This window comes from Baekduia alba (assembly GCF_028416635.1).
In the GTDB taxonomy this organism is placed as follows: Bacteria; Actinomycetota; Thermoleophilia; order Solirubrobacterales; family Solirubrobacteraceae; genus Baekduia; species Baekduia alba.
The window spans coordinates 5,433,593-5,460,133 of the sequence record NZ_CP114013.1; the positions used below are offsets into that span (position 1 = coordinate 5,433,593).

Genomic DNA, 26,541 nt, shown 5'->3' on the forward strand with positions numbered 1-26,541 from the left:
CCCGGACATGTCGCACCATCTTGACTACAGCGATCCGACGCTGGACATCACCGACGTCTTCTGCTTCGGCGGCACCAAGAGCACGGTGATGGTCCTCAACGTCGCTCCGAATCAGACCACCGGCTTCAACCCGGCCGGGATGTACGAGCTCAAGCTCGACACCAGCACGCCCCTCGATTACGTCGAGGACATCACGTTCCGCGTGACGGTGCCCGACCCACAGCACTTCAGGCTCGAGATGCTGACGGGCAACCAGGCGCGTGACCGCTACGCCGTGGGCACGCTCCTGGCCACCGGCAGCGTCGGCACGACCGTCGTCTGCTCCAACGGGGTCAAGGTCTTCGTCGGCGAGCGCGGCGAGCCGTTCTACATCGACCCACGCTGGCTCGTGGCGATCAAGGGAGCGCTGAGCACGGGCACCGCCGCGGACGTCGACTCACTCGATCCCAACACGTCCCAGAACGCCTTCGGCCAGAGCAACGTTAGCTCGATCGTCGTCGAGGTGCCAACCGCCATCACGGGCGGCCACAAGCTGGGCTTCTGGGGGAACTCGTCGCTCAAGGACGAGAGCGGCGTCTGGCATCAGGCCCAGCACGCCGCAAACCCGCTCATCGGCGTCTTGTACGACTTCGCCCACGGCTCGGCCGCGACCTCCTACAACGGGACCACGCCCAAGGAGCAGCTGGATGCCAAGAACAACAAGACCGGGGTCTGGGAGCAGGTGCGCGACGAGACGACCGCCGTCGTGGCGGCCATGGGCACCTACAGCCAGGGGGCCTATGGCAAGCCGACCGCGGCGGCGTACGGCAGGTACGTGGCCAACACGGTCTTCCCGGATGTTCTGACGTACAACCCCGGCACGACCGCCGGCTACGGCCCGCTCGTGCCAGCCGGCCCGCGCGATCAGAACGGCAGAGGCCTGACCGAGCAGTCCATCGAAGCCATCTTCGAGGTCGTGCTCAACCGGCACGTCGAGATGGGCCTGGACGCAAGCGACGCGACCGGCCAGCTGCTCACGGCGTTCCCCTACCTGAGCGATCCGATCGCCGGCGGCTGACCCAAAGGAGACACGATGCCGAGCATCGGACCTATGGAGCTCGTGATCGTCCTCGTGATCGCGTTGCTCGTCCTCGGCCCCAAGCGGTTGCCGGAAGCCGGACGCGGCATCGGCCGCGGCATGCGCGAGTTCAAAGAGGGACTCCGCGGACACGAGGACGCGGAGCCGCGCGCGGTCCGCGATCCCGCAGGCACAGACGTTCCCGGGGTTGCGCGCGCCGCAACCGCCGCGTCGCCCGCCGACGGACGCCACCCCCAGGCGGCCTCGGCGGGCGACGAGCCCGAACGCCCGCCGCAGGCTGCCGCGTCGGCCTGATGGCGACCTCGTCCGCTCACCGCGCAACGGTCTCGCGCTGGGACCGAGCGCGGTCGGTGTTGACCCCGGCAGAGTGGCGCCGGGCCATGAGCCTGGCGCTGGTCGTCATCGGCCTGCACGCCGTTGGCTTCTTCGTCCTGCTCGTCCTGGTGATCCCACAGAACCTGAGCCTCGGCAACGGCAACGTCTTCGGGCTGGGCCTGGGCATGACCGCCTACACGCTCGGGCTGCGTCACGCTTTCGACGCCGACCACATCGGGGCCATCGACAACACCACGCGCAAGTTGATGGCCAACGGCCAGCGCCCCTTGAGCGTCGGCTTCTTCTTCGCGCTCGGCCACTCGACCATCGTGTTCCTGCTCGCGCTCGCGTTCTCGGTCGGGGCTCGCGGGCTCAGCGGCTCGGTGCAGAACGACGACTCAACTCTGCACGCCGTGACCAGCCTGATCGGCCCCAGCGTGTCCGGAGCGTTCCTGCTGCTGATCGGCGTGCTCAACCTGCTGCTCTTGATCAACGTCGTCAAGCTGTTCCGGCGGATGCGCTCGGGCCACGTCGAGGAGCGACAGCTGGAGGCCCAGCTCAACGGCCGCGGGCTGCTCAACCGCCTCTACGGACGCTCGACGCGCGCCATCGCGAAGCCGTGGCACATGTACCCGCTGGGGATGCTGTTCGGCCTCGGCTTCGATACGGCGACGGAGGTCGTGCTGCTGTTCCTGGCCGCCGGAGCGGCCACCGCCGGCCTGCCGTTCTACGCGATCCTGTGCCTCCCGATCCTCTTCGCCGCCGGCATGACGCTGTTGGACACGATCGACGGGGCGTTCATGAACTTCGCCTACGGCTGGGCGTTCTCCACGCCGGTGCGAAAGATCTACTACAACATCGCCATCACCGGGTTGTCGGTGGGTGTCGCGCTGATCGTCGGCAGCGTCGAGCTGCTGTCGGTGCTGGCCGAGCGCTTCAGGCTCCGCGGCGGCGTCTGGGACCTGGCCGCCGGCGTCGATCTCAACGTCGTCGGCTACTTCATCGTCGCGCTGTTCGTCCTGACCTGGGCCGTCGCGCTCGCCGTCTGGCGGCTCGGGCGCATCGAAGAACGCTGGTCGGCGCACCTCGAGACGCCATGAGCCTCGACGCGGGCGCCGAGAACCACCACTGAGGTCCACCCCATCCCCGAGCTCCTGCGATCGCCGGGCCGATGACGGATCCCGGTCAGCGCGATGACCAGAGCCGATCGGGACGTGGGTCGGACCCCGCCGCGGCCACGACGCGACTGGAGTGGCGAGCTAGTCTCCAGGACGCCGTGGGGGGAGCGACCGTGTGGGAGTACCGGCTGGTCGGACGAGAGGTCGAGCTCGCTGCGATCGACGACGTGCTCGATGAGGTGGTCGCCGGGGCCAGCGCGGTGGTGTCGATCTCAGGCGAGCCCGGCATCGGGAAGTCGCGGCTCGTGCACGCCGCTCTCGGCCGCACCGCTGCCATGGGCTGGACCGTGCTGCGCGGGCGCGGCGTGGAATACGAGCGCGACGTGCCGTTCGGGCTGCTCATCGACATGCTCGATCCGTTCTTCGCCGCCATCGACGACGTTCGGCTCGCGACGATCCCAGCCGGTGTCCTGTCGCGCCTGGCGCTCGTGATCCCGTCGCTCGGCGCGCGCCTCGACGTATCGGGCCCGGTGCATGGCGCCGGCTCGTCGGGGCTGCGGCACGCCGTGCGCAGCCTGCTCGATGTCCTGTCGGCCGAGAGGCCGGTGGCGCTCGTCGTGGACGATCTTCACGCCGCCGACGACGAGTCGGTCGCCATCGTGCGCCACGTGCTCCGTCGTGCGCCGGAAGGGCCGCAGCTCGTGGTCCTGGCGTACCGGCCGGGGTCAGCGACGCCAGAGATGCAGGCGGCGATCGCCATGGCCGACGGCGGCTACCGCCGTGTCCCCATCGAGCTGGGGCCCCTCGCCGACGCGGCCGTCGACGAGTTGCTCCAAGCGGGAGCCGGCTCCGCGGCATCCCTCGTCCCACGCCTGCGCGAGCTCTGCGGGGGCAACCCGTTCTACCTGCTGGAGCTGGCGCACGTCGCCCATGAGACCGTGCCCGAGGCCCGAACATCAGGCGACGGTGCGCAGCTCGGTGCGCTCACGATCCCCGCCGCGGTGCGCTTCGCGATCGCCGACGAGCTCGACGCCCTTCCGCCCGCCGCTCGGCGCTTGGCCCAGGGCGCCGCCGTGGCGTGGGAGCCGTTCGATCTCGACCTCGCCGCGCGCGTCGCCGAGCTCGGCGCCGCCGAGAGCGCTGCCGCCCTGGACGCGCTGCGAGAGCTCCACCTGGTGCGGTCGGCGCCGACCCCCACCGCGCTCGGCGGCTTCACCGTCGGCGAGCGGTTCGTGTTCCGCCACCCGATCGTGCGCCACGCCGTGTACGAGTGGTCCAGCGAGGCGTGGCGCGTCGCGGCGCACGCTCGCGCGGCCGAGGCGTTCCTCGACCGCGGCGTGCCGGTCGCGCTCATCGCCCACCATGTCGAGCGGGCGGCGCGCCCAGGGGATCGCCAGGCCGCCTCCATCCTGGGCCGCGCCGGCCGCGAGCTGGCCTCCAGCGCTCCGACCGCCGCCGCGCGCTGGCTCCTCTCGGCGCTGCGGCTCACCCACCGCGACGACGTCGAGCAGCGCATCGACCTGCTGGCGCTCCTGGTCGATGCGCTCGGCAAGGCCGGGCGCATCAGCGAGTGCCGTACCGCGGTCGACGAGCTTCTCGGGCTGCTCACGCCCGAGAGCGCAGCTCGGCGTCCCGACGTGGTGCAGGCGATCGCGGGCTGGGAGCACATCGCGGGCGACCGTTCGACGGTCACCGACTTGCTGCGTGCCGCGCTGCAGCTCGAGGCCGTCGGCGACGGCGCCGAGCTGCTGCGGTTGGAGCTGGCCTTCCATCACTGGCTCGTCGACGAGCCGGAGCCGATGCTGGAGCTGCTGCAGACCACCGGCCCGCACCAGAAGGGCGTCGAGTCGGCGCTGGTCGACGCGATGCTCGGGCTCTACGAGCTCGAGCACGGCGACGGACCGAGCGCCGCCGAGCGGCATGCCGAGGTCGCGACGGGCATCGTCGTGGCGACACCGGCGTCGGAGCTGGCCGACCGCGACACCGTGCTGCTCCTCCTCGGCCGGCTCGAGCTGGGGCTCGGCCGTCCGCGTGTGGCGATCCGCCACGTCGAGCGGGGTGAGGCGCTCGCGCGCTCGCGCCGCCATGAGCTGCACCTGCTGTTCTTCGGAGCGATGCGCAGTCGCATCTACGCCGCGTTGGGTCGTCTGGACGAGGCCGCGCGTGCCGCGGACGACACCGAGCGCCTGGCCGACCTGATCGGCGGGGCCCGGCCGCGGGTGCTCGCGGCGGCGGCACGGTGCGTGGTGGCCCTGCGCAAGGGCGACTGCGAGGCTGCGGTCCGGACGGCGGACGAGGCGTTGCGCGCGTACGCCGAGACGCCGACGGCGCGCTGGGACGACGTGGTCGCGATCTGGCTGGCCGAGGCGCTGCTGAGCCTGGGCGAGCCGGCGGCGGCGAGGGAGCGCCTGCTCGCCGCATCCCGCGTCGAGCGCATCGGCGCGCACCTGCGGCCGGCGGGGTACGCCCTGCTGGTCGACGCCGAGATCGCGCTCGGGGAGCCAGGGCGGGCCGCGGCGTGGCTCGTGGAGGCGCAGCGCTCGGCGGTCGTCCGCTCCGTGCCGCAGGCCACCGCCGCGGTGCGCCGCGCCGAGGCCGCGGTCCTCCTGTCCCGGTCGACCGCGGACGCGGCTGCGGTCGCGGCAAGCCAGGCGGCGTCGCTCTACCGTGATGCCGGGTTCGTCCTCCAGGGGGCCCGCGCCGAGCTCATGGCCGGCCGGGCGCTGGTCGCCGCAGGCCAGCCCGACGGCGCGATCACGCTGCTGGAGACCGCGCACGGCACACTCGCACGGTGCGGTGCCGATCGCGATCGCGACCGCGTCGCGCGCGAGCTGCGCGCTCTCGGACGGCGTGTCAGCCGCGGCGCCGGGCGCTTCACGCGGGGAATGGCCGGCGCGGCGTCACTCAGCGCCCGCGAGCGGGACGTCGCGCGGCTCGTGTTGCTTGGGCTCAGCAACCGCGACATCGCCGCCGAGCTGTTCCTGAGCACGAAGACCGTTGAGACCCACCTGCGCAACACGTTTGGGAAGCTCGGCGTCTCGTCGCGTGTCGGCGTCGCCCGCATCATGGCGCTCGAAGGCCCGTTGGCCGACGCCGGCTGAGGCAGCCGGGAACCCCATCGCAGACTCAGGGTTTCTCCTGATGGTGCCGCCCGGGCGCACGTGGAAGCATCGCGGCCATGCTCCATGGCTTGATCGGGGTCGAGCCGCGCCACCTTGCCGCGCTCACCGCAGTCGCCGAGGAGGGATCGTTCAAGCGCGCGGCGGATCGTCGAGGCTGCGTGCAGTCGGCGGTCCGCCAGCAGATCGCCCAGCTGGAGCGCGTCGTCGGCACGCCGCTCATCGACCGCAGCCGCGGGGGAACCGCCACCACCGTGCAGCTCACTTCCACCGGCGCTGCGCTGGTCCCGCACGCGATCGCCATCGTGGCCCATCTCGACGCGGTGGCCGCGGATCTGCGTGCGCGTGAACGGCCTGGCGCGGCGTTGCGAATCGGCGTCGCGGACCGCGCGGCGAGCGCCCTACTGCTGCCCGCGCTGGGCAGGCTCGCCAGGACGGTGCCTGGGATCACCGTGGAGGTGTGTGACGACGGTGACGACCGGGAGCACCGCGACGCCGTCCTCCACGGGACGCTGGACGTCGCGCTGGGCGACATGCCCGCGGACCCGGGCCTGTTCGCCGCACGCTGCGTGCTCGAGGATCCCGTCGTCCTCCTCGCGCGGGCCGATTCGATGCTGGCGCGCCGGCCGGAGCCTCCCACGTTGGAGGATCTCTCACGCGTATCGCTCATCGCGGACCGCGGATGGCCGACCCTCGCGCTGATCGAGGCCCGCATGCGGGCGACGGGCCTCGTGCCGCCGGCGGTCCTGCACGCCGAGATGACCGCCGGAGTGCAGGCGCTCGTGGCCGCCAACATCGGCGCGGCGCTCCTGCCGCGCATGGCGGTGGACGACGGGGACCACCGCGTCGTGGTGATCGACCTCGGCCATCTCGTCCCGCCCCGCCGAGTCGGGCTGTACTGGCACGCCGACCGCCGGCTGATCGCCGGGGTCGAGGCGCTGGTGACCGCGGTGGTCGCGGTGGTCGCGGCCGGCGCGGCGCGGCGGCCCGAGCGCCGGTTCGGAAACCCACCGGAGCCCGCCGTGGCGGTGACCGCATGAGTCTCCGTACGGGTGACGGCAACGTCCGCGACCGTTGGATGAGCGTCGAGATCCGCCACCTCGAGGCGCTCGCCGCGATCGCTCGCGAGGGCTCGTTCCGCGGCGCGGCGGACGCGCTGGGCTACGTGCAGTCGGCGGTCAGCCAGCAGCTGGCCTCACTCGAGCGGCTCGTGGGCACGCGGCTGATCGACCGGCGGCGCGGGAACGGCCCACTGGCGTTGACGGACGCCGGGAGCCTGCTGCTCGCCCATACCGAGGAGATCCTCGCGCGCTACGAGCAAACGAGCGTCGAGCTCTCCCTATTGGCCGCGGGCCGGATCGGGACGCTGCGCGTCGGGCTGCTGCAGAGCGTCGCGACCCACGTCCTGCCCCAGGTGCTGGCGACGTTCGCCCAGCGCTCGACCGGAGTCTCGGTTGCCCCCACCGAGCACATGGCGGACACCGCGCTGCTCGCGATGCTGCAGGAGGGCACGTTGGACCTCACGTTCTGCGAGCTGCCCTTGCCCGACGGCCCGTTCGAAGCCATGTCGCTGATCGACGACCCGATCGTCCTCGTCGTCGCCGCCGGGTCGCCGCTGTCCACGCTCGAGCGTCCCGCGACGCCCGCGGACATCGCCGAGCAGCCGCTGATCGCGTTCAGCGGTTGGCGCGCGCAGAGCCTCGTACAGCGCTGGTTAGCCAACCAGAGCGTTGAGCACACCGTTGCGTTCACCAGCGGCCACAACGCGACCGTTCAGGGTCTCGTCGCCCACGGCATGGGCGTCGCGCTCGCCCCATACCTGGCCGTCGACGCATCGCATCCGGACACCGTCGTCGTGCCGCTGGCCGACGGGCCGCCACCACGGACGATCGCGCTCGCATGGTGCCGCGATCGGGAGCCGTCGCCGGCCGCGGACGCGTTCGCGGCCGCCGCGCGGCCGATCTGCGAGCAGCAGGCGGCGGGCATCGCGTGGGAGCTCGAGCGATCGCGCGCCGGGCTCCCGGCGTAGTTCATGCTGTACGACCTGGCGGACCGGTCGACGCACAGCGCGGGCGGGTCACCTCGTGCCGGCTCAGGGCCTCGGCGTCCGGACGTAATGCCACGTCGTGCAGTTCACCATCAGGCCGGTCGGCTGCGCCATGCAGAGATGGAAGCGGTAGAGCTTGCCCGGGGAGTAGCGCAGCTGGAGCCGGTTGCAGCCGTTGTTGGCGCCCGTGTCGACCTGCGGGTCGTGCATCTGCTTGCCCTTCGCCGTCTCGATCCACAGCGCGGCCTCGAAGTCGTCGGCGGCGGTGTCGCAGACCGTCGTCACGCCCGTCTTGCTGTTGAACTTGACGCTCGCGCCCCGCTTGCCGTTCTGGCCCTTCTCCGTGTACCACTTGTAGGTCTTGGCCATCGCGGGCGTGGCGATCATCGTCACGGCGGCGACGGCGCACGCCGTCGCCGCGACCAAGTACTTCATCTTCCGGGTCCGGTGCATGACGGCAAACGCTAGGTCCGGCCCTCGCCCGCCACAATGCGAACCTCTGCCCACGCTGACCGGCGCGCGCGATCAATCCACGTGCGGCGGCAACGAACCGAACCCCGCGAAACGACGGAGGCCCGCAAACGCGAGGCTTCGTCTGAGAGGTGGGCGACGGGACCTGAACCCGCGACTGCCTGGACCTGGCCGGAAGGCATCAGGCCCGCGGGAGCTGGCCGTCCGCTCGCTTCACGTATCCCAGGTACTTGTCTGGCAACTGATGTGTGGGGTCGTGCATATAGACGTTGATGCGGACGCGATGACCTTCCGCGATTTCGAAGTTGCCATCCGGACCCCACACCCCTGCAGTGCTGCTGACGGCCTCGCCCTCATAGGCGCCCGTCGTCGCGTCGTAGACGGTGGCGTAGATCGAGTCGTAGTCCCGCAGCTCGTCCTTGACGTAGACGTGTTCGCCATAGTCCTCGAATCGCACGGCCGCGCGGAGGTAGGCGGTGTTGGCTCCGCAGTAGCAGTAGAAGTCGGTGGCTGTGCGGTCGCCCGCCATCGCGACGTCACTGCCGACGGTTGACAGCATCACCAGGGGAAGGGCTAGAAGGCCGGTCATCTTCACGGCGGTGGAGAGCGCTAGCTTCATGTCTCAGGTCCATGGGTTGGAGGACGGGATGGGGATCGCTGTCGACGGTAAGTGCGTCTCGGCCGTGCGCCAACGCCAACCCGTGCTCGCGGCGATCAAGCGAACGCATATACGCCCGGCTTCCGCGGTTCGTGAGCCAGCCGCCGCGGAAATGCGACCGGTGGCCAGCGACTGGCCGGCGTCGTCGTCCGGCAGGGTCACACCGAGCTGGTAGACGGACCGGAAGCTGGTCGCGAACACGTCCTTGTACGACAGGGGCGTGATCCCCCAGTCGAAGTCCTCAACGCCCATCTCGGCGAGGGCGGGCAAGAGCCGCCGGTACATGATCTGCCCGGGGGAGTAGTCGGCCAGCTGGGGGTCGAAGCCCGTGCGCCAGCCGAAGAACGACTTGCCGACGCGAAGGCCACAGTAGGAGCAGATGACCCTCTCGCCCGTGCACAGCTCCGCCATCACCAGATGTCCCCGAGCGCCCATGACCATCGCGAGATCGCGATGGAAGTCCGCCATGCCGGGGCGATCCAGGACCCCGGCGGTGCCCGCGCGCCAGGCCCACTCCTGCGCATGGAGCTCGAGCAATCTCTCCATGGCGGCGGTGATGCGCGCGGGATTCTGCTCGACGCGGAGCTTCAACGGTCCGAGCCGCTCGAGCCGCCGTGCCTTGCGCGCGTATTCCTTGCTCGCGAGCAGCGAGTCCAGACGCGCCGCGTCGTCGAGCGCGGTGATCACGCAACCACCGGCCTCCTCGATGCTCCACGTCCCTTGTGCGTGACCGACGTCGAGCAGCGGCGACCACGGCGCAGTGCGCAGATCCACGCGGTCCCACGCGTGACCGAGCCCCGCTCTCAGGAAGTTCAGCACCGCCACCGACATCGCCCATGGGTCGTACTCTGGATCACAGAGGACATCTCCGTACTCGGAGTCTGGCCAGCCGAGCCAGTGCACGACGCGTTCCAACGCCGGCGTCTCGGTCACCATCAGCGGAGCCACGCCGTAGATCCTCGTCGAATCGCCGACTTCCAAGACCATCGGCAGCGCCCCAGCCGAGTCGGCCACGCGGGCCGTCCAAGTCCTGCACCAGTCATACGACTGAAACGGCAGGGTGCCGGGCCGGGCCGAGAGGGACTTCCACGCGCGGCTGGCCAACCCCGCAACGACCGTCACTTCGAGGCCCATCGCTCAGACGACGCCATCTCGCGGACGATGGTCATACCGCCTCCCACAGCCGATGCGGGGCGCACGCGGCTCGCGGTCAGACGGTGTGCCAGCGGGCATGTGGCAGGTTCCGCCGGTCAGCGCCGAAGTTGATCATGAAAGGCTGACGGCGCGTGCGGCTCATAGGCTTCCGATCCTCGAGAGTGCCGAGTGGCGAGATCGCGCACCGTAGTACGCGCGTCGCCGGGCGATCATGCAGATCGTTGCTCCGCCACGCCCCCGCCAGGCATCATCGACGCGGCGACACACGTCGGCCCGGCCTCCAGGGCGGGCACGGACACCCCGAGGTGCGTCCTGCAGAGGAGATGTCCCAGCCCGGCGTTCTCCTCCTGCGGGCTCACGCGCAACCCATAGGTCTTGCCGATCACGTAGAACAACGCGTAGGACACCACGAACGCATTTGCCTCCGATTCGCCGGGTTTCAGGCGCGGTAGCCCATTAGCCGGTGACGTTCGTACAGCGGTCGGGATAGCCTTGCTATTGCCCGCAAAGCGCCTTTTTCTTTGGCCTGAACCCGCAGGAATCCGCCCGAAACCACGGGGTATCGGACCGACGGTCCGCTCCGCGAAGCTGCATCAGGCACAGCGCTTCCTACGGTGAACTTGGCCCGTGGCGGATCGCTGCCGTTGGAGCAGTCGGCCAACGGGGCGGCCCTGTGCGGTTGGTCTCTGCCGACTCAGGGAACTAGCCCGCCGCCAGCGCGGCGCGCAGCTTGGTGGTCGAGCGGTGGAGCTGGTCGAGCGCGCGGTCCGAGAGGACTCCGCCGATGCGCGTCTCCAGCACGGCGGCGATCAGCCGTTGCGCGTTGGCGTGGGTCGTGGCGCCTGTGCGCGTCAGGGCGATCACCGACGAGCGGCGGTCGTTCGGGTGCGGCCGGCGGGTGACGAGGCCGTGGCGCTCGAGGCGGTCGACCGTCTTGCTCGCGCCGCCGACGGTGATCGACAGCTCGCGCACGATGTCGAAGACACGGCAGCCCTCCACCGCGGCGACCACGGCGAGTGTCTGCGCGGTGCCCAGCCCGACGCCCAGCTCCGCGCGCAGCCGCCCCTCGATGGCGTCCCACAGCTCGATCTCCAGGCGCACGAGGTCAGCGAAGAGAACGGACAGGTCGGTCACACAGCGGACGCTAGCGCATCGCGCGGAAGCTGGTTCCGCAGAACTTGCTTCCGTGGAATGTATATGCGCTACGCTCGACGCATGCCCCCTCTCCCCTCCTTCATGCGGGCCGTCGTCCTCGACGCGGCGCCCGCGCCGCCCGAGGCGCTCGTCGTCCGCGAGCACCCCGTTCCCCGGCCCGATCCCGGCTGGGTCCTCATCGAGGTCAAGGCCTTCGGGCTGAACCGCTCGGAGCTGAAGACGCGGCTCGGGCTCGCCGACCCCGAAGTCACGTTCCCGCGCGTGCTGGGGATCGAGGCGACCGGCGTGGTCGCGGCCTGCCCCGGCGGCGAGCTGACAGTCGGCCAGCAGGTCGTCGCGATGATGGGCGGGATGGGCCGCCGGTTCGACGGCGGCTACGCGGAGTTCACGTGCGTGCCGGTCACGCAAGCGATCCCGTTCCGCAGCGAGCTGCCGTGGACGACGCTGGGCGCCGTGCCGGAGACGCTGCAGACCGCCTACGGCGCGCTGACCGTCGGGCTCGACGCGCAAGCCGGCCAGACGCTCCTGATCCGCGGCGGAACGTCGTCGGTCGGCCTGACCGCCGCGATCCTCGCCAAGCGGGGCGGCCTGACCGTCCTGGCCACGACGCGGTCCGAGGCCAAGGCCGGCGCGCTGCGCGAGGCTGGCGTCGACCACGTCTTGCGCGACGAAGGCGTGATCGCCTCACGTGTGCGCGAGCTCGCGGCCGATGGGGTGGACGCGACGCTCGAGCTCGTCGGCGCGCCGACGCTGCGCGACAGCCTGGAGGCCACGCGCCTGCACGGCGTGGTCTGCAGCGCCGGCTACCTCTCCAACGAGTGGACCGTGCCGGACTTCTACCCAGCCGGCTACCTGCCCAACGGCGTGCACCTCACCGGCTACTCCGGCGACGCGTCCGACCTACCGCCGGCCGTCCTGCAGGACTTCCTGGACGGGGTCGCCACCGGCGAGGCGACGGTGCCGATCGCCAAGACCTACACCATGGACGAGATCGCAACAGCCCACGACGACATGCAGCACGACCGCGTCGCCGGCAAGCTGGTGGTGTCGACGGGGCGCTAGATCGCCCAGGACGTCACCGACGATGAAGCGCTGCCCGACCGCCGCCAACCGCCCGCTGACCGGCTCTACCGCGTGACGGAGGCGGCCTAGTCGGCGGCGTCGACTCGGGCGAAGTGGGTGCTCGTGGTCTCACCGGCAGAGCGAGGACGCCAACACGGGGTTGCGCAGAATGCCGATGCCGGCGACCTCGGCCTCCACGACGTCGCCCGGCGCCAAGAAGCGCGGAGGCGACATGAAGCCGCCGCAGCCCCACGGCGTGCCGGTGAGCAGCAGATCGCCCGGCTCGAGCGTGAACGAGCGTGAGCAGAAGGCGATCAGCTCGGCCACTCCGAACAGCATCTCCGCGGTACTGGAGTCCTGCACCGTGTCGTCGTTGACGCGCGTCCTCAGCGCCAGCGACTGCGGGTCGCCGAGCTCATCGCCAGTCACCACGACCGGACCGATCGGGCCGAAGGTGTCGAGGCTCTTGCCTCGGATCCACTGACCGTCGGAGAACTGCAGGTCACGCGCAGAGATGTCGTTGGCGACCGTGTAGCCGAAGACGGCGTCGAGCGCTTCGTCGACGCTCACGTCGCGCGAGCGGCGACCGATGACGGCCGCGAGCTCGACCTCCCAGTCGACTTGCCGAGTCAGGGCAGGGTCGATGCGAATCGGCTCATCGGGCCCGATGATCGATGAGCGCAGCTTTGCGAACACCAGCGGTCGCTCAGGCCGCTCGAGGCCGGTCTCACGGATGTGGTCGAGGTAGTTGAGCCCGATCGCCACGACGCTGCCAGGCCGCAGCGGCGCGCGCAGCACGGCGGAGTCGGGCGCGAGCGCCCCGGGCGCGAGCGCTGCCGCGCGCTCAGCGGGGTCGAGCGCGATCGCGTCGGCAAGCGTGAGACCCACGCCTCCCTGAACGAGCGCCCAGGAATCGCCTTGACCGACCGCGACGTGCGATGTGCCGTCGATCTCCAACGTTGCATACCGCATAGATCACATACTACATGTAATGCTCGGGAGGGCGGTGCGGTGGGACCATCGGATCTCTGGACAACCGACGGGATCGCCGGTTGTCCAAAGATCCTCGATGGCGAGGGTTTGCGCTCGGACCAAATGTCGCGGCCAAGCCGGTCAGCGCTACAGCCGACCGGTCAGTCCGCGAGACCGCTCAGGACGAGCTCCCGTTCGTCGAGGACGGCAATCGCCTCGTCGTCGGAGTTCGACTCGCCCCAGTACGCGCGGTCGAATCCCTCGATCTCCGTCGCCTCGGAGACGCGCAGGCCGCCGACCTTCTCGAAGAACAGCGCCATCAGGAGCGAGGAGACGCCGGCAAGCGCGACGATCGCCAGCACACCGATGGCCTGCCAACCCGGATTGATCTCCGCGTGGCGCAGCGCATAGTCGCCGGTCGCGCCGAAGTACCCCCCGGTCTTCGTGCCCCACTCGATGAAGCCGCAGGCGATCGCGCCGACGACGCCGCAGCCGAGCCCGAGCGGCACCACCTTGGCGTCGTCGATGCCGAAGCGAAACGCGACCCGCCGCGTGAGGAGCGCGACCGGAGGGCCGAACAGGGCAACGATCATGATCACCCACGGATGAGCGATGTCGATCATCGTGCCGCTGATGACGATGCCGGCGATCGGTCCGAGCGCGACCCAGACCCACTCGCGCGTCCGGTAGGCGACGATCGTCCCCGAGAGCGCGCCGGCGGCGTAGGCGACGACCACGTTGATGAACGCGATGCCCCAGCCGCTGGAGGTCAGCGAGATGCCGAGGTAGCCCTGGCCGGGAACGTAGTAGCCGGAGCCGAGCACGAGCAGCGGCACCGCGAACAGGATCAACATGACGCCCGCGACCGCGAGCGCCTTGTTCGACGGCGCGGGGCCGATGCCGCGCGGGTCGGGTCGCAGCGAGCCGAGCCGCGGCTTGAGCCGCCAGTTGAGCACGAGCGCGAAGGTCCCGGCGAAGATGTAGAGCGGGAAGACGCCCTCGAGGTCGTGCACGCCGCGGTTGGTCAGCCAGGACGCGGAGCCCCAGCACAGGTAGCCGGCGAACGGCGACAGCACGAGGCCGACGACGAGCGCCATCGAGTACAGCGGCAGCGGCTTGATGCGTTCGAAGACGCTCGAGTGGATCAACGCCATCGTGGCCATCGAGAACGTCGCGAAGAAGACGACGAAGATCTGCTGCACGTCGGCGGACGGGATCGCGGCCGGATCGATGTGCCCGGCGAAGCTCGTCATGCCGCGGCCGCCGATCCAGAAGTCCCTGAGCGAGTCGCCGAGCGTCAGGCCGAACGCCTGGTAGAACTGCCACGCCCAGATGGCGTAGCCGACGACGAACGTCGCGAGACCGGCGATCAACGACGCGGCCAGCTTCTGCACGGCTGTGTCGAGCGAGTTCTTGCGCCGCGCGAGTCCCACGTCGACGAGCGTGAGCCCGAGCACGATGAGGATGACCGACGCCGCGGCGACCGAGTACAGGATGTCCTCGGCAAAGAGCTGCGTCGTCGTCTGAAACTTGAACATATCCCTCTCCTCCTCCTTTGACCTGTCACACTTCCCTGCACTCACCGACCGACCGGCCGGGCCCAACTCACGCAGCCGTCGTGGTGTTCCTCGCTTCCCCTCGCGAGGCTGTTCGGGATCCACCTCCGGTCGTCGACGGATCCGGCAGGAAGTCGAGAACGGCGGCGTTGAAGGCGTCGGGCTGCTCGAACTGCGGCCAGTGCCCGGCGTCCTCGACGATCGCCAGCCGTCCGCGCGGCAGCGCCGCGACCGCGCGCTCGGCGGCGTCGAGGCCGTGGACCGGATTGGCACGCGTCCACAGCACGAGCACCGGGGCCTCGATGCGCGCGAGCGCCGCCTCGTCGATCTGCTGGGGCACGTAGCGCTCGGGCGTCAGCAGCGTGACGACGCGCCCGGCGATGCGCTGCCACCCCGGCTGATCCCACAGGCGGCGGCGCAGCTCGACCAGCTCGTCGGTGACGGTCGTCGCGTCCGCGACGACCCATTCGAGCCGGCGCCGGATCAGCGCGCGGTCCAACGACTCGACCGCCTGGGCGCTGCGCGCGACGAGCCCGGCGAAGGCCTCCCAGCCGTCGGCGCCGGCGACCGGCAGCCCGGCCATCGTGTTGAGCACCAGCGCGCCCACGCGGTCGGGCGCCTCGAGCGCCAGCCAGCACGCGATCCAGCCACCCAGGGACTGCCCGACGAGATCGGCGCGCTCGATGCCGAGGGCGTCCATCAGCGCGAGCACGTGACGCCCGTAGTCGGCGATGTCGTAGCCGCCGTCGGGCTTGTCGGTCAGCCCATGGCCCAGCAGGTCCGGCGCCACGACGCGCCGCCGGGTCCCGAGTGCCGCCAGGTTGCGAACGTGGTTCTCGGCGGACGCCTCGATGCCGTGCATCACGATCGCCGGCGGACCGTCGCCCGCCTCGAGGCAGCGCGTCCGGATGCCGCTGACATCACGGAAGCGCACCTCGAGTCCGAGCGCGTCGAGCCACAGCGACGGACCTGCGGTCATGCTCAGCGCTCCTTAGCGGCACGCGCGCTGCGGGCGAGGACCGCGGGCATCAGCGAGATGAGCTGACTGTGCGCCGGCTGACCGGCGCACGGCTGCCGGAAGCGCGGCGGCATCAGCCCGACCGTCTCGAGGTTGGCGCGCGCCTCGTCGGTCATGAGGTCCGGCGACCACGGGCGTCCCCGGTCGAAGTGCACGACCACGTCCTCCACGCCCTCGACCGTGCGTACCGCCGCGGTCACCTGCTCCGAGAACAGCTCCCAGAAGGGACAGCTCATCGACGTCAGGCTCAGACTGACCTCGACGCGCCCGCCTTCGATCTCGACGCCCTGAAGCATGCCGAGATCGACGATGTTGATGCCGAGCTCGGGGTCGATGACCTCGCCCAGGATCTGTCTGACCTGCTCGGTGTCCACGCGCATCGCTGGTACCTCCTTGGTTGAACGTCACTCGGCGATCGGGTTGGCGCGGGTGCGCACGATCGGCATCGCCGGAGGCTCGCCGGCGCCCGCCGCGCTCACGACGTCGCGCGTCAGGTAGCCGTGCGTGTAGGTCATCGAGGACTCGTTCGACCACGACTCCAGGTCGCGGTCGACATCGACCACCTCGCCGTCGAGGATGATCGTCTCGATCCGCGCCGGGTCCTGGAGGACCGCGATGTCCTGCGACGGATCGCCGTCGACGACGAGCAGGTCGGCGAGCATGCCCGGCGCGACCCCGCCGATCTCGTTCTCCAGGTTGAGCGTGACGCCGGCGTTGTAGGTGGCGGCGGTGATCGCCTCGAGCTCCGTCAGGCCGCCGTACTTCATGAGCAGCTCCAGCTCCTTGGCGTGCCACTCGCCGTAGGGCGTCATCGCGAAGCCGGTGTCGGTCCCGACGACGAGCTTGACGCCTGCCGCGCGGCACATGTGGAGGCTCTCCGCGGTGCGCTCGAGCATCCGCTTCGAGGCCTCGACGATGAACGGCGGCGAGCCGATCAGGTCGCCGTACTCGGCCCACACCTCGAGCAGCAGGAGCGTGGGCACGAGCGGCGTCTGGCGCTCGGCGAGCAGCTCGACGGTGGACTCGGTCAGCAGGTTGCCGTGCATGATCCAGTCGAAGCCGGCCAGCACGGCGGCGCGCGTCTCGGCGTTCCCGCGCGCGTGGATGGTGCAGCGCTTGTTGAGCTGGTGCGCGAGGTCCGCGATCGTCACCAGCTCCTCATCGCGGAAGGACTGGTAGTCGCCGAAGGGGCTGTCGGCGAGCTTGATGAAGTCGACGCCGTTCTTCACCTGTCGCCGAACCTCGGCGATCATCGCGTCGAGGGTGTTGCAGCGGATGCCGATGCCGCCCTCGATCACGCCGGCGTCGTCGGGGTACCAGTCGGTCAGCCCGTTGCTGGTGGTGATGTAACGGCCGGCGGAGGTCATCCGCGGGCCCTTGATCCGACGCTCGGCGATGCCGTCGCGGATCGCGACGCCGATGAAGTAGCTGCCGCCCGGCTGCGAGATGCCGGTGACGCCGGCCGCGAGGACCTTCTGCACGTTCCACGCCGCTCGCAGCGTGCGGCCCTCGACGCTGGTGAAGATGTCCTGCTCCTCCTGCGTCATCGACTCGCCGTAGGTCATGTGGCAGTGGGCGTCGATCAGGCCGGGCATCAGCGTCTTGCCGCTTGCGTCGATGTGCACGGCGTCGGCCGGTCCCGGTTGCGCCGCGCCGTCCGTCGCCGCCGCCTCGACCGACTGGATGCGGCTGCCCTCGATCACGACGTCGACTCCGCGCCGCGGCGCGTTGCCCATCCCGTCGATGACGTCGCAGTTGTGGATCACGATGGTGGTCACGCGTTCTGCACCCCTCTCATTCCGGCCCGTCGCCGTCGATGACATCGAGCATCCCGTTGACCACCCCTTGCAGGTGGTCGACGATCGCCGACTGCAGCTCAGCGTCGTCGCGTCGACGCAGGGAGTCGAGGATCCGGCGGTGGCCGCGCTGCGTCTCCTCGAGGTCGTGCGTCTTGAAGTAGATGCGGATGTACGGGTCAGACCGCCGGATGAGACCGTCGATGGTCTCCAGCAGGAACGGCCGGTCCGCCGCCTGGTACAGCCCCTCGTGGAACTCACGGTTCAGGGCGAAGAAGTTCGGGCTGCCGACCTGATCCATCGCGGACACGAGCGCCTCGAGGTGATCCAGGGCCTCGTCCGCCAGGTTCGGGAGCGCGAAGCTCGCCGCCAGCGGCTCGAGGACCGTGCGCATCTCGTAGCACTCGAGCACCTCTGAGCGAGACGGCGTGAAGACGGTCGGCGGATAGTTCGTGCGGCGCACGACGACGCCCTGGGCCTCGAGCGCCGAGATCGCTTCGCGGACCGGCGTGCGCGACACCCCGAGCTCGCGCGCGAGCTCGTCGATCCGCAGAACCGCACCGGGCTCGAGCTCGCCGTTGTCAATGCGATCGCGCAGCGTGCCGACGACCTGGTCGACGAGCGAGACGTTCTGCAGCGGGTGTACCGGGCTGCGTCGCGTCATGAGCCGCTCGCCACCGAGCGGGCCGCCCGCAGGCGCTGAGCGGCGTCGAGCGCCGCCTCGACGATCTTCTGATAGCCGGTGCAGCGACACAGGTTGCCGCGGATCGCCTCGCGGACCTCCTCATCGGTGGGATCCGGGTTGCGGTCGAGCAGGTCGACCAGCACCAACAGCATGCCCGGCGTGCAGAAGCCGCACTGCACGGCGCCGTGGTCGCGGAACGCGGCCTGCAGCGGGTGCAGGGACCCGACGTCGACGCCGCGCGCCTCGACCGGCACACCGGCGCCGTCACCGAACGGCAGCAGCTCCTCGCGCGCCAGGCCCTCGACGGTGGTGATGTGCGCTCCGTCGACCTGGAGGGCGAGGACGTTGCAGGACTTCACCGAGCCGCCGTCGACCAGCACGGCGCAGCAGCCGCAGCGCGCCTCCCAGCAGCCGGCATGCGTTCCGGTGAGCCCGGCCTCGTCGCGAATCAGGTCGATCAGCAGCGTGCGCTCGTCGACCTCCGCCTCGAACGGACGCTCGTTGATGGTTACCGACACGTGCTCCACGCTCAGTCCCTCCCGTTGGTGGCGGCGGCAACGACGCGATACACGAGCACGGGCAGGACGTCGCGCTTGTAGCCGGCCATGATCATCGGATTTGCCAGCTCGTCGGGCAGCCCGTCGGACGCCCGGCTTCGAGCCATGGCCGCCAGATCCTCCTCGACGCCGCGGCCGACGAGCGCCTCTTCGACCGCCGTCAGGCGCGTGGGCACCGGACACACCGCCCCGCACGCGACGTTGGCCGCGACCACACGACCGGCGGCGTCGACATCGATCAGACATCCCGCCGACGCGATCGCCGAGTCGAAGCGCCGCAGGCGGTGCTTGACGAAGCCCGACCGCACCGTGGGCGCGCTGGCGGGGAAGTGGATGCGCGCGAGCACCTCGTCGGGCGCGAGGTCGGTCTTACGCGGCCCGTGCAGGAAGTCGGCGGCCGCCAACCGGCGCGTGCCGCGGCTGGAGGCGAGCTCGAGCTCCGCGTCGCCGAGCACCGCGGCGAGGGGAAAGTCGAAGGCCGGCTCGGCCTGGCACAGCGCGCCCCCGACGGTGCCCATGCGCCTGACCGGGACGTCGGCGATGTCGCCCGCGATCTCGGGCAGGATCGCATGCGCCCCCTTGGGCAGGTCATGCGTGTGGAGCGTCCAGTACGTCGTGGCGGCGCCGAGCGTCAGCGTGCCGTCGTCCGCGTAGCAGATGCCGCGCGTCTCGGGCACGTCCTGCAGCGACACGAGGACGCTCGGCCGCTCGCGGCGGTCCTTCATGCCCAGCAGCAGGCTCTGCCCGCCGGCGATCACGCACGCGTCGCCGGCGTTCCCGGCCAGGACCGCGGTCGCCTCCTCCAACGAGCCGGGACGGACATAGCGGAACGGCTTCATCTGCTCGCCTCCCCGTGGCCCACGCCGCGCCACTCGTGCGGCCCGGGGGCGTCGGCGACGTCGTAGGGGTACGTGAGGTGGTCGACCCCGCGTCGCTCCTTCTCGCGCAATGCGGCGAGCACGTGGTCGGGCGTGATCGGCAGGATCGTGAAGCGGATGCCGATCGCGTCCTCGATCGCGTTGGCGACCACCGCCGGCGGCTGCGCGGTCGCCGACTCGCCGGCGCCCTTGCGTCCGCCGGGCACGACCCGAGACGGGGCCGGGATCTCATGCAGGTTGGAGAGGTCCGGCAGGTCCGGCGCGTACGGCGCGGCGTACGTGGCGAAGCTCGGGTTGAGCATGTGGCCCTCGTCGTCGTAGCGGAGGCCCTCGCCGAAGACCATGCCGAAGCCGTGCAGGAACCCGCCGTGGTGCTGGCCGTCGACGATCAGCGGGTTCACGACCACGCCCGTGTCGTGCACCATCGCGTAGTCGACGATCTTCCAGATCCCGGTCTCGACGTCGACGTGGACCCGCCCCGCGTGCGCTCCGCCCGAGTAGGTGACGCTGATGTTGCCGTAGCTCTCGTCGGTCAGCAGATCGGTCGGCGAGTCGTACGTGGCCGTGGCCTCGAGCGAGCCGGGCTCGAAGCCCTCCGGCAGCGAGTGCGTCGCGTAGCCCGCCACGCCGGCCACCTCGGCGATCGACATGCCGGAGTTGGGCGAGCCCTTGACGAAGACGCGGTCGCCCCCGACCTCGAGGTCGTCCGGGTTGACCTCCAGCAGGTGCCCGGCCAGCTGCAGCATCCTCTCCCGCACCCGCTCGGAGGCGGCCTGGACGGCGGCACCGAGGATCGCGGCGCCGCGGCTGCCCCAGGTGCCGAGCCCGAAGACCGTGGTCTCGGTGTCGGAGCTGCGGACCCGGATCTTGTCGAAGTCGACGCCAAGGATGTCGCCGACGATCTGCGAGACCATCGTCTCGTGGCCCTGGCCGTGCGGCACGTCGCTCGAGTGGAGGGTGACCGTGCCGTCGGTCTCGATCTTCATCCGCACCGACGAGACGTCGGTGTCGACCGACGGGTGCCGGCAGCTCGTGTGCTTGAGCGCGATCGCCATGCCCAGGCCCTCGCCGGGGCGCCGGTTGGCGCGGTGCTCGTCCCAGCCGATCGCCTCGGTCACCTTCTGGATGCAGGCGTGGATGCTGGTGCTGTCGATGTAGTGGCCCATCGGGCTCGTCCGCGGGCACTCCTCGGCCCGCGGCACGTTCTTCATCCGCAGCTCGGCCGAATGCATCCCGAGCTCCTTCGCGGCCATCTCGACCAGCGACTCCATCGGGAAGATCTGCTGCGGCACCCCGAACGCGCGCAGCGCCCCGCCCGACGTCGTGTTCGTGTGGACCGCGTAGCCGTCGATGTAGACGTTGGGGATCGGGTAGGCGGCCAGCCCGATGTGGGTGCCGAGCGGCAGGATCTGGTTGCCCCACATCGAGACGGCGCCGGCGTTGTGGACGATGCGGTCGCGGTAGCCGAGGATCATCCCGTCCGCGGCGACGAACAGCTCGGCGTAGCGGACCTGGTTGCAGCGCGCGGTGGTGGCGCGGAACACGTCGGCGCGCGACAGCACGAGCTGCACCGGGCGGCCCAGCATCATCGCGAGGACCGAGGCGATCACCTCGTGCTGGAACAGGTCGGCCTTGGAGCCGAAGCCGGCGCCGATGTCGTAGGCCATCACGCGGATGCGGTTGGCCGGGACGTGCAACGACTCGGCGAGCAGGTCGCGCAGCAGGTACACCGACTGGGTCGAGCTGTAGACCGTCAGGTGTCCCTCGCGGGTGTCGTAGTCGGCGATGCACCCGTGCACCTCGAGCGCTGCGCCATGCGGGCGGTTCGTGACGAACGTGCCGCGGACGTGGACCGCGGCCTCGCGCTCGGCTTCCGCGATGTCGCCGATGCGGGCCTTGTAGAGGTCGAAGACGTTGCCCTCGCCGCGCGGGTAGTCGATGTGCTCGATCACCTGCGGGGCGCCGGGCTCCATCGCCGCCTCGACGTCGACGACGGCGGGCAGGATCTCGTAGTCGACCTCGATCGCCTCCAGCGCGTCGGCCGCCAGGTGCTTGCTGTCGGCCACCACGGCGGCGATCTCCTGGCCCTCGTAGTAGACCTTGTCCAACGCGAACGGCAGCCGCTCACCGACGGGAAGCGCCTGTGTCTGATGGCCCCAGGCGACGACCTTGCCGTCCAGGTCACGGCCGGTGAGCACGGCGTGCACGCCGGGCATCGAGCGGGCCCGCTCGACGTCGATCCCGCGGATCCGGGCGTGCGCGTGCGGGCTGCGAAGCACGCTCGCGAAGAGCGTCCCCGGCAGCTTGATGTCCTCGAGGAACCGCGCGCGGCCGGTCAGCAGCCGCATGTCCTCCTTGCGCCGCATCGGGCGTCCGATCAGCGGGCCTGAGTGCGTTTCGGTCTCGACCGTGGCCATGCGCCTAGCTCCTAGCTCCTGTCGGCGACCCAGGCGCCGTCGCGCAGCGCCACCGCGTTGATCTCGATCTTGCAGCCGGGCACCACCAGCCCGGAGACCTCGACCGCCGTGGACGCCGGCGGATGCTCGCCGAACAGCTCCCGCCGCAGGTTCGCGATGCGCGGGATGTCGCCGATGTCGAGCAGGAAGACGTTCACCTGAACCACGTCGCGCAGCGTCGCCTCGGCCTCCGCGAGCACGCGCTCGATGTTGCGGAACACGCGGCGGGCCTGCGCCTCGACGTCGTCGCCACCCTCGACGGCGCCGCGCTCGTCGAGCGGCAGCTGCCCGGAGACGAAGACCAGCGGACCAGCGAGGAAGCCGGGGGAGAAGTGACTGTCGAAGACCGGCTCGCGCGGGTCGGTGAACAACGCGCGCCTCATGCGGAGTGCGCGCCCGCCGCGCGGTGCGCGGGTGCCGGAGAGGTGGTGGGAGAGGTGGTGGGAGAGGGTTGTGCTTGCGTCATGTCGGGAGGACTACATGCAGTATGTAGTTGCAGAGGGCACTTGCATCATGGGTACATTACATGCAGTATGTACTTTGTCAAGTGCCGATTCCGGGGCCCCGCCCCCGCGCAAAGGAGCAGTCAATGCCCTTCGAAGTTCCGCCCCTCCCCTACGCCTACGACGCGCTCGAGCCCCACGTCGACGACCAGACGATGCGCCTGCACCACGACAAGCACCACCAGGCCTACGTCGACAAGGTCACTGCAGCGCTGGCGGGAACCGAGCACGCCGAGCGGCCGATCGCCGAGCTGATCGCCGACCTTGGCTCGGTCCCCGAGGAGAAGCGGGCAGCGGTCCGCAACAACGGCGGCGGCCACCTCAACCACACGCTGTTCTGGGAGTCGATGAGCCCGACGGGCGGCGGTGAGCCGAATGACGCGCTGGCCGCTGCGATCGACGCGGCCTTCGGCTCGTTCGCGGCGTTCAAGGAGCAGTTCGAGGCGGCCGGCATCGCCCGCTTCGGCTCCGGCTGGGTCTGGCTGGTCGCCGACGGCGACTCGCTCGCGATCGTCACCACCGCCAACCAGGACAACCCCGTCTCCGACGGCCGGCAGCCGCTGCTCGGCAACGACGTCTGGGAGCACGCCTACTATCTCAGCTACCAGAACCGCCGGCCCGAGTACCTGAAGGCCTGGTGGAATGTCGTCGACTGGGCGAAGGTCGGAGCGCGCTACGAGGAAGCGACGGCTTCGCGGAACTAACCGCACATGGTGCGCGAGCAGCTCAGAGACGGCCACGGCCGGGACATCGGCGACGTCCGCGTCTCCGTGACCGACCGCTGCAACTTCCGCTGCCAGTACTGCATGCCGGCGGACGGCCTGCCCTGGCTGGAGCGGGAGGAGATCCTGAGCTTCGAGGAGATCGGCCGGCTCGTCGGCCTGTTGGCCTCGATGGGTGTCGGCAGCGTGCGACTGACCGGCGGCGAGCCGCTGGTTCGCCGCGACCTGCCGCGCCTGGCCAAGCTGCTGCGCTCGACGCCGGGCGTCGAGGAGCTGGCGCTGACCACCAACGGCTACCTGCTCGAACGCCACGCTGCGGCGCTGGTCGGCGCCGGGGTCGACCGCTTCAACGTCTCGATCGACTCGCTGCAGCGCGACCGCTTCTACGCGTTGACCCGGCGCGACGCGTTGCCGCAGGTCCTGCGCGGGCTGGCGGCGCTGGCCGCGCTCCCGCAGGCGCACCCGGTCAAGGTCAACGCGGTCGGCATCCGCGGCTTCACGGAGACCGAGGCGATTCCCTTCGCCCGCTTCGCCCGTGAGCACGACTACGAGGTCCGCTTCATCGAGTTCATGCCGCTCGACGCCGACCGCAGCTGGGACGCCGGCCAGGTGCTCACTGGTGAGGAAATCCGGGCCGCGATCGAAGCCGAGCACCCGCTCGTCCCCTGCCCGCGTGAGCGCCACTCGACCGCCCGCGTCTACCGCTTCGCCGACGGGCGCGGCCGGATCGGCTTCGTCAACCCCGTCTCCGAACCGTTCTGCGCGGACTGCAACCGGATTCGTCTCACCGCCGACGGCCGGCTCCGAACCTGCCTCTTCTCGCTCGGCGAGACCGATCTGCGCGGACCGCTGCGGGAGGGAGCCGACGACGACGAGCTGGAGCGGATCGTGCGCGCGGCGGTCTGGCGCAAGGAGCTCAAGCACCGGGTCAACGAGCCCGGGTTCGTGCAGCCGGAGCGAACGATGTCGGCGATCGGCGGATGAACACCACGCAGCGCACCACCGAGGTCGGAGCTAGCTGGCTCGAGCAGGGCAAGCGCGTCGTCTGCGCGCTGCTGATCGAGGTCGAGGGCTCGGCGCCACTCGACGCCGGCGCCTCGATGCTGGTCGCCGAGAGCGGCGAGATCGAAGGATCGATCACCGGCGGCTGCGTCGAGGGCGCCGTCGCGACCGAGGCACGGAACGTCCTCGCCGGCGGTCCGCCGCGAACCGTCACCTACGGGATCTCCGACCAGCTCGCCGGCACGGTCGGGCTCACCTGCGGCGGCACCGTCCACATCTTCGTCCACGAGCTGTCCGGCGCGGCCGGCGACGTCGAGCTGGCCGCCCGCCGGGCGATCGCCGCCGGGCGCCCGGTCGCCGTGGCGACCCTCCTCGACGGCGCGGGGGCCGGCTCCAAGCTGGCGGTGATCGACGGCGAGGCGGTCGGCTCGCTCAGAGGCCCCGAGCTGCTCGACGCCTCGGTTACCCGCGACGCCGCCGGGCTGCTCGCCCAGGGCCGCACCGGGATACGTCGCTACGGCGCCGACGGTGCCGTGCTCGGCGCCGAGCTGGCGGTCCACGTCCGCTCGTTCGCGACGCCGCCGCGCATGCTGATCTTCGGCGCGATCGACTTCTCCGCCGCCCTCGCCCCGCTCGCCGCGGCGCTGGGCTACCGGGTGACGATCGTCGACCCGCGCGAGCCGTTCATCCGCTCGCCCCGCTACGCGTCGGTGGCCGAGATCGTCGTCGGCTGGCCTCAGGACGCGCTCGAGGGCCACGAGCTCGGCCCACGCGACGCCATCCTCGTCTTCACCCACGACCCGAAGCTGGACGAGCCGGCGCTGCGCGGCGCGCTCGCCACGGGCGCCGGGTACATCGGCGCCCTTGGCAGCCGCAAGACGACCGCCGACCGCAACCGGCGCCTGCTCGAGCTCGGCGTCCGAGAGGCGGAGCTGGCACGCGTGATGGCGCCCTGTGGACTCGACATCGGCAGCAGCACGCCCGAGGAGGCGGCGATCGCGATCCTCGCGGAGATCGTCGCCCGCCGCAACGGCCGCGGCGGCGAGCCGCTGGTCGGCGTCCGCGGCGCGATTCACGCCCACCTCGGGGGAGACGCGTGACGACGGGGGGCGCTCGGCCCGGGTCCGGCCGGCCTGCGCGGACAGCTCGAGATGGTCGCCGAGAACCGTCGGCTTCAGATGACCGGCGCCCGCCCCACCAGTACGACGAGTCCCGCCGAACAGCAAGTCATACGCCAACAGCCCATTAGGCCACGGACCCGTCTCACGGCCTAGACCCACAGCAATCCACCCGAACCACGGGTAGCTAGCCGACGACGCGCTCTCGCGGAAGTCGATCGAAGAGCGCCTGGGTGTGATGCAAGAAGTCTGCGCGACAGAAGTGGGCGCTTTGCAGGAGTTTTAGCGGTGCTCGGTGGACGCGCTGGTGGTGCGGATTGCCGGGGATTCCCGGCGATTCTGGAGGTTCCAGGCACTGGGGAATCCCAGTGCCTGAAGGGGCCAGTGCCTGGCGCGGCCCGCTGCGGGGGGTCGCTTCGCCTTTCTCGCGCGTGGAGCTAGCGTCGCCGGCCCGCCTAGGCCCGTGACCTGGAACCCTCCACGCTGCTGGCCGCCGCGTCGACCTTCTGCGACGCGATCGCGGTGCTGGACACCATCGGCTGGGCGGCGGGGGAGCAGGACCAGAGGCCGGCACGGGTGACGATGACGCGCGGTCATCTCGCCCAGCTGCAGTGGCTGCGCGCCGATGTCGCGATGTCGATCATCACCAGCCTCGACGCCCGCGAAACCACGACCGAGGCCGACGACATCGCTGCGCTCGAGGAGAACATCCGCGCGGCGCGCCTGACCGTCCACGGCCTCTGGCAGATCGTCCACGCCCCCTCCTGCTCGTGACGTTGGCGACGTCCTCGACGCCCCCGCACATCTCGTCGGCAATGCGCAGGCCGCGATGACGGTGACGGTGAACTACCACCGGGACGCGATTGGACGGTCCTGCGGCCCGGTGTGCTGACCGACGACCCCGTCGACGGCACCGTCGAGCTGACGGTCGGCGACGTGGTCGGACCCGACGTCCCACGGTTCGACGAGGTCGCCCGGGACGACGTCGCCGCCGTGCTCGCGGCGCTCCTCGACCGCGCCCGGACCGCCGGCCGTATCTACGAGGTGGTCGGCGGCGAGACCCCGATCGAACAGGCGCTGGATGCCTAGGTCACCGGCTG

Annotated in this window: 26 protein-coding genes; 12 read left to right on the plus strand and 14 right to left on the minus strand. The window is 70.7% G+C overall.

The genetic code is table 11. The annotated features are described in order from the left end of the window. The first annotated feature begins 7 nt into the window (after positions 1-7). The 6 genes from DSM104299_RS27175 (at position 8) to DSM104299_RS27200 (ending at position 7,659) form a co-directional block, all read left to right on the plus strand. Positions 8-1,057, plus strand: a complete 1,050-nt coding sequence (locus DSM104299_RS27175; RefSeq protein ID WP_272474808.1) for a DUF4331 family protein — start codon at positions 8-10, stop codon at positions 1,055-1,057. 33 nt (positions 1,058-1,090) lie between these two features. Next, positions 1,091-1,372, plus strand: coding sequence for a Sec-independent protein translocase subunit TatA/TatB (locus DSM104299_RS27180; RefSeq protein WP_272474809.1), 282 nt, complete (start codon positions 1,091-1,093; stop codon positions 1,370-1,372). 86 nt (positions 1,373-1,458) lie between these two features. Beyond that, a complete protein-coding gene (gene nicT, locus DSM104299_RS27185; RefSeq protein ID WP_272474810.1) occupies positions 1,459-2,493 on the plus strand; it encodes a Nickel transporter NicT in 1,035 nt (344 codons plus the stop codon). Between the two features lie 176 nt (positions 2,494-2,669). Next, entirely contained in the window at positions 2,670-5,612 is a 2,943-nt protein-coding gene (locus DSM104299_RS27190) for a LuxR family transcriptional regulator (RefSeq protein WP_272474811.1), read from the plus strand. 77 nt (positions 5,613-5,689) lie between these two features. Further along, complete coding sequence (locus DSM104299_RS27195; protein ID WP_272474812.1) at positions 5,690-6,670, plus strand: LysR family transcriptional regulator; 981 nt, start codon at positions 5,690-5,692, stop codon at positions 6,668-6,670. Between the two features lie 38 nt (positions 6,671-6,708). Next, positions 6,709-7,659 carry a LysR family transcriptional regulator gene (locus DSM104299_RS27200; protein ID WP_272474813.1) on the plus strand — a complete coding sequence of 317 codons (951 nt, stop codon included), beginning with the start codon at positions 6,709-6,711 and terminating at the stop codon, positions 7,657-7,659. Between the two features lie 63 nt (positions 7,660-7,722). Here DSM104299_RS27200 and DSM104299_RS27205 read toward each other — a convergent pair whose 3' ends face one another. From DSM104299_RS27205 to DSM104299_RS27220, 4 genes are all read right to left on the minus strand, one after another. Next, positions 7,723-8,130: a hypothetical protein gene (locus tag DSM104299_RS27205; protein ID WP_272474814.1), complete on the minus strand. Its 408-nt coding sequence runs from the start codon at positions 8,128-8,130 to the stop codon at positions 7,723-7,725. A 199-nt stretch (positions 8,131-8,329) separates the two neighbouring features. Then, a complete protein-coding gene (locus DSM104299_RS27210; RefSeq protein WP_272474815.1) occupies positions 8,330-8,767 on the minus strand; it encodes a hypothetical protein in 438 nt (145 codons plus the stop codon). 3 nt (positions 8,768-8,770) lie between these two features. Continuing rightward, complete coding sequence (locus DSM104299_RS27215; protein ID WP_272474816.1) at positions 8,771-9,940, minus strand: GNAT family N-acetyltransferase; 1,170 nt, start codon at positions 9,938-9,940, stop codon at positions 8,771-8,773. A 723-nt stretch (positions 9,941-10,663) separates the two neighbouring features. Beyond that, positions 10,664-11,095, minus strand: coding sequence for a MarR family winged helix-turn-helix transcriptional regulator (locus DSM104299_RS27220; RefSeq protein ID WP_272474817.1), 432 nt, complete (start codon positions 11,093-11,095; stop codon positions 10,664-10,666). A 102-nt stretch (positions 11,096-11,197) separates the two neighbouring features. Here DSM104299_RS27220 and DSM104299_RS27225 point away from each other — a divergent pair, with 102 nt between their 5' ends. Then, the gene (locus tag DSM104299_RS27225) at positions 11,198-12,178 is read left to right on the plus strand and encodes a zinc-binding dehydrogenase (RefSeq protein WP_349294604.1); all 981 of its coding nucleotides are present in this window, start codon (positions 11,198-11,200) and stop codon (positions 12,176-12,178) included. A 129-nt stretch (positions 12,179-12,307) separates the two neighbouring features. On the opposite strand, the gene DSM104299_RS27230 is transcribed toward DSM104299_RS27225, so the two are convergent. The 10 genes from DSM104299_RS27230 to DSM104299_RS27275 form a co-directional block, all read right to left on the minus strand. Then, entirely contained in the window at positions 12,308-13,135 is an 828-nt protein-coding gene (locus DSM104299_RS27230; protein WP_272474819.1) for a fumarylacetoacetate hydrolase family protein, read from the minus strand. 176 nt (positions 13,136-13,311) lie between these two features. Beyond that, on the minus strand, positions 13,312-14,688 hold the full coding sequence (locus DSM104299_RS27235; RefSeq protein WP_272474820.1) for a hypothetical protein: 1,377 nt from the start codon (positions 14,686-14,688) through the stop codon (positions 13,312-13,314). A 67-nt stretch (positions 14,689-14,755) separates the two neighbouring features. Then, positions 14,756-15,685 (minus strand): alpha/beta fold hydrolase, encoded by a 930-nt coding sequence (locus DSM104299_RS27240; RefSeq protein WP_272474821.1) that lies wholly within the window; start codon positions 15,683-15,685, stop codon positions 14,756-14,758. Positions 15,686-15,687: 2 nt separating this feature from the next. Then, positions 15,688-16,098, minus strand: a complete 411-nt coding sequence (locus DSM104299_RS27245) for a metal-sulfur cluster assembly factor (RefSeq protein WP_272474822.1) — start codon at positions 16,096-16,098, stop codon at positions 15,688-15,690. 30 nt (positions 16,099-16,128) lie between these two features. After that, a complete protein-coding gene (locus tag DSM104299_RS27250; RefSeq protein WP_272474823.1) occupies positions 16,129-17,502 on the minus strand; it encodes an amidohydrolase family protein in 1,374 nt (457 codons plus the stop codon). Between the two features lie 16 nt (positions 17,503-17,518). Next, positions 17,519-18,274, minus strand: a complete 756-nt coding sequence (locus DSM104299_RS27255) for a GntR family transcriptional regulator (protein WP_272474824.1) — start codon at positions 18,272-18,274, stop codon at positions 17,519-17,521. Further along, a complete protein-coding gene (locus tag DSM104299_RS27260; protein ID WP_272474825.1) occupies positions 18,181-18,723 on the minus strand; it encodes a (2Fe-2S)-binding protein in 543 nt (180 codons plus the stop codon). The genes DSM104299_RS27255 and DSM104299_RS27260 overlap by 94 nt, the downstream gene beginning before the upstream one ends. An 11-nt stretch (positions 18,724-18,734) precedes the next feature. Continuing rightward, positions 18,735-19,601 (minus strand): FAD binding domain-containing protein, encoded by an 867-nt coding sequence (locus tag DSM104299_RS27265; RefSeq protein WP_272474826.1) that lies wholly within the window; start codon positions 19,599-19,601, stop codon positions 18,735-18,737. Beyond that, the gene (locus DSM104299_RS27270; protein WP_272474827.1) at positions 19,598-22,057 is read right to left on the minus strand and encodes a xanthine dehydrogenase family protein molybdopterin-binding subunit; all 2,460 of its coding nucleotides are present in this window, start codon (positions 22,055-22,057) and stop codon (positions 19,598-19,600) included. The genes DSM104299_RS27265 and DSM104299_RS27270 overlap by 4 nt, the downstream gene beginning before the upstream one ends. A gap of 11 nt (positions 22,058-22,068) precedes the next feature. Then, the gene (locus DSM104299_RS27275; RefSeq protein WP_272474828.1) at positions 22,069-22,479 is read right to left on the minus strand and encodes a RidA family protein; all 411 of its coding nucleotides are present in this window, start codon (positions 22,477-22,479) and stop codon (positions 22,069-22,071) included. 206 nt (positions 22,480-22,685) lie between these two features. Between DSM104299_RS27275 and DSM104299_RS27280 the strand changes: the two genes are divergently transcribed. The 5 genes from DSM104299_RS27280 to DSM104299_RS27300 all read left to right on the plus strand — a co-directional run bounded on the left by DSM104299_RS27280 (position 22,686) and on the right by DSM104299_RS27300 (position 26,530). Next, complete coding sequence (locus DSM104299_RS27280; RefSeq protein ID WP_272474829.1) at positions 22,686-23,303, plus strand: superoxide dismutase; 618 nt, start codon at positions 22,686-22,688, stop codon at positions 23,301-23,303. A gap of 6 nt (positions 23,304-23,309) precedes the next feature. Beyond that, positions 23,310-24,305 (plus strand): GTP 3',8-cyclase MoaA, encoded by a 996-nt coding sequence (moaA, locus tag DSM104299_RS27285; protein WP_272474830.1) that lies wholly within the window; start codon positions 23,310-23,312, stop codon positions 24,303-24,305. After that, positions 24,302-25,423: an XdhC family protein gene (locus DSM104299_RS27290; protein ID WP_272474831.1), complete on the plus strand. Its 1,122-nt coding sequence runs from the start codon at positions 24,302-24,304 to the stop codon at positions 25,421-25,423. Before moaA ends, DSM104299_RS27290 begins: the two co-directional genes overlap by 4 nt. 540 nt (positions 25,424-25,963) lie before the next feature. Next, positions 25,964-26,215 carry a hypothetical protein gene (locus tag DSM104299_RS27295; RefSeq protein WP_272474832.1) on the plus strand — a complete coding sequence of 84 codons (252 nt, stop codon included), beginning with the start codon at positions 25,964-25,966 and terminating at the stop codon, positions 26,213-26,215. Positions 26,216-26,314: 99 nt separating this feature from the next. Continuing rightward, on the plus strand, positions 26,315-26,530 hold the full coding sequence (locus DSM104299_RS27300; protein ID WP_349294605.1) for a Rossmann-fold NAD(P)-binding domain-containing protein: 216 nt from the start codon (positions 26,315-26,317) through the stop codon (positions 26,528-26,530). The last annotated feature ends 11 nt before the right edge of the window (positions 26,531-26,541 follow it).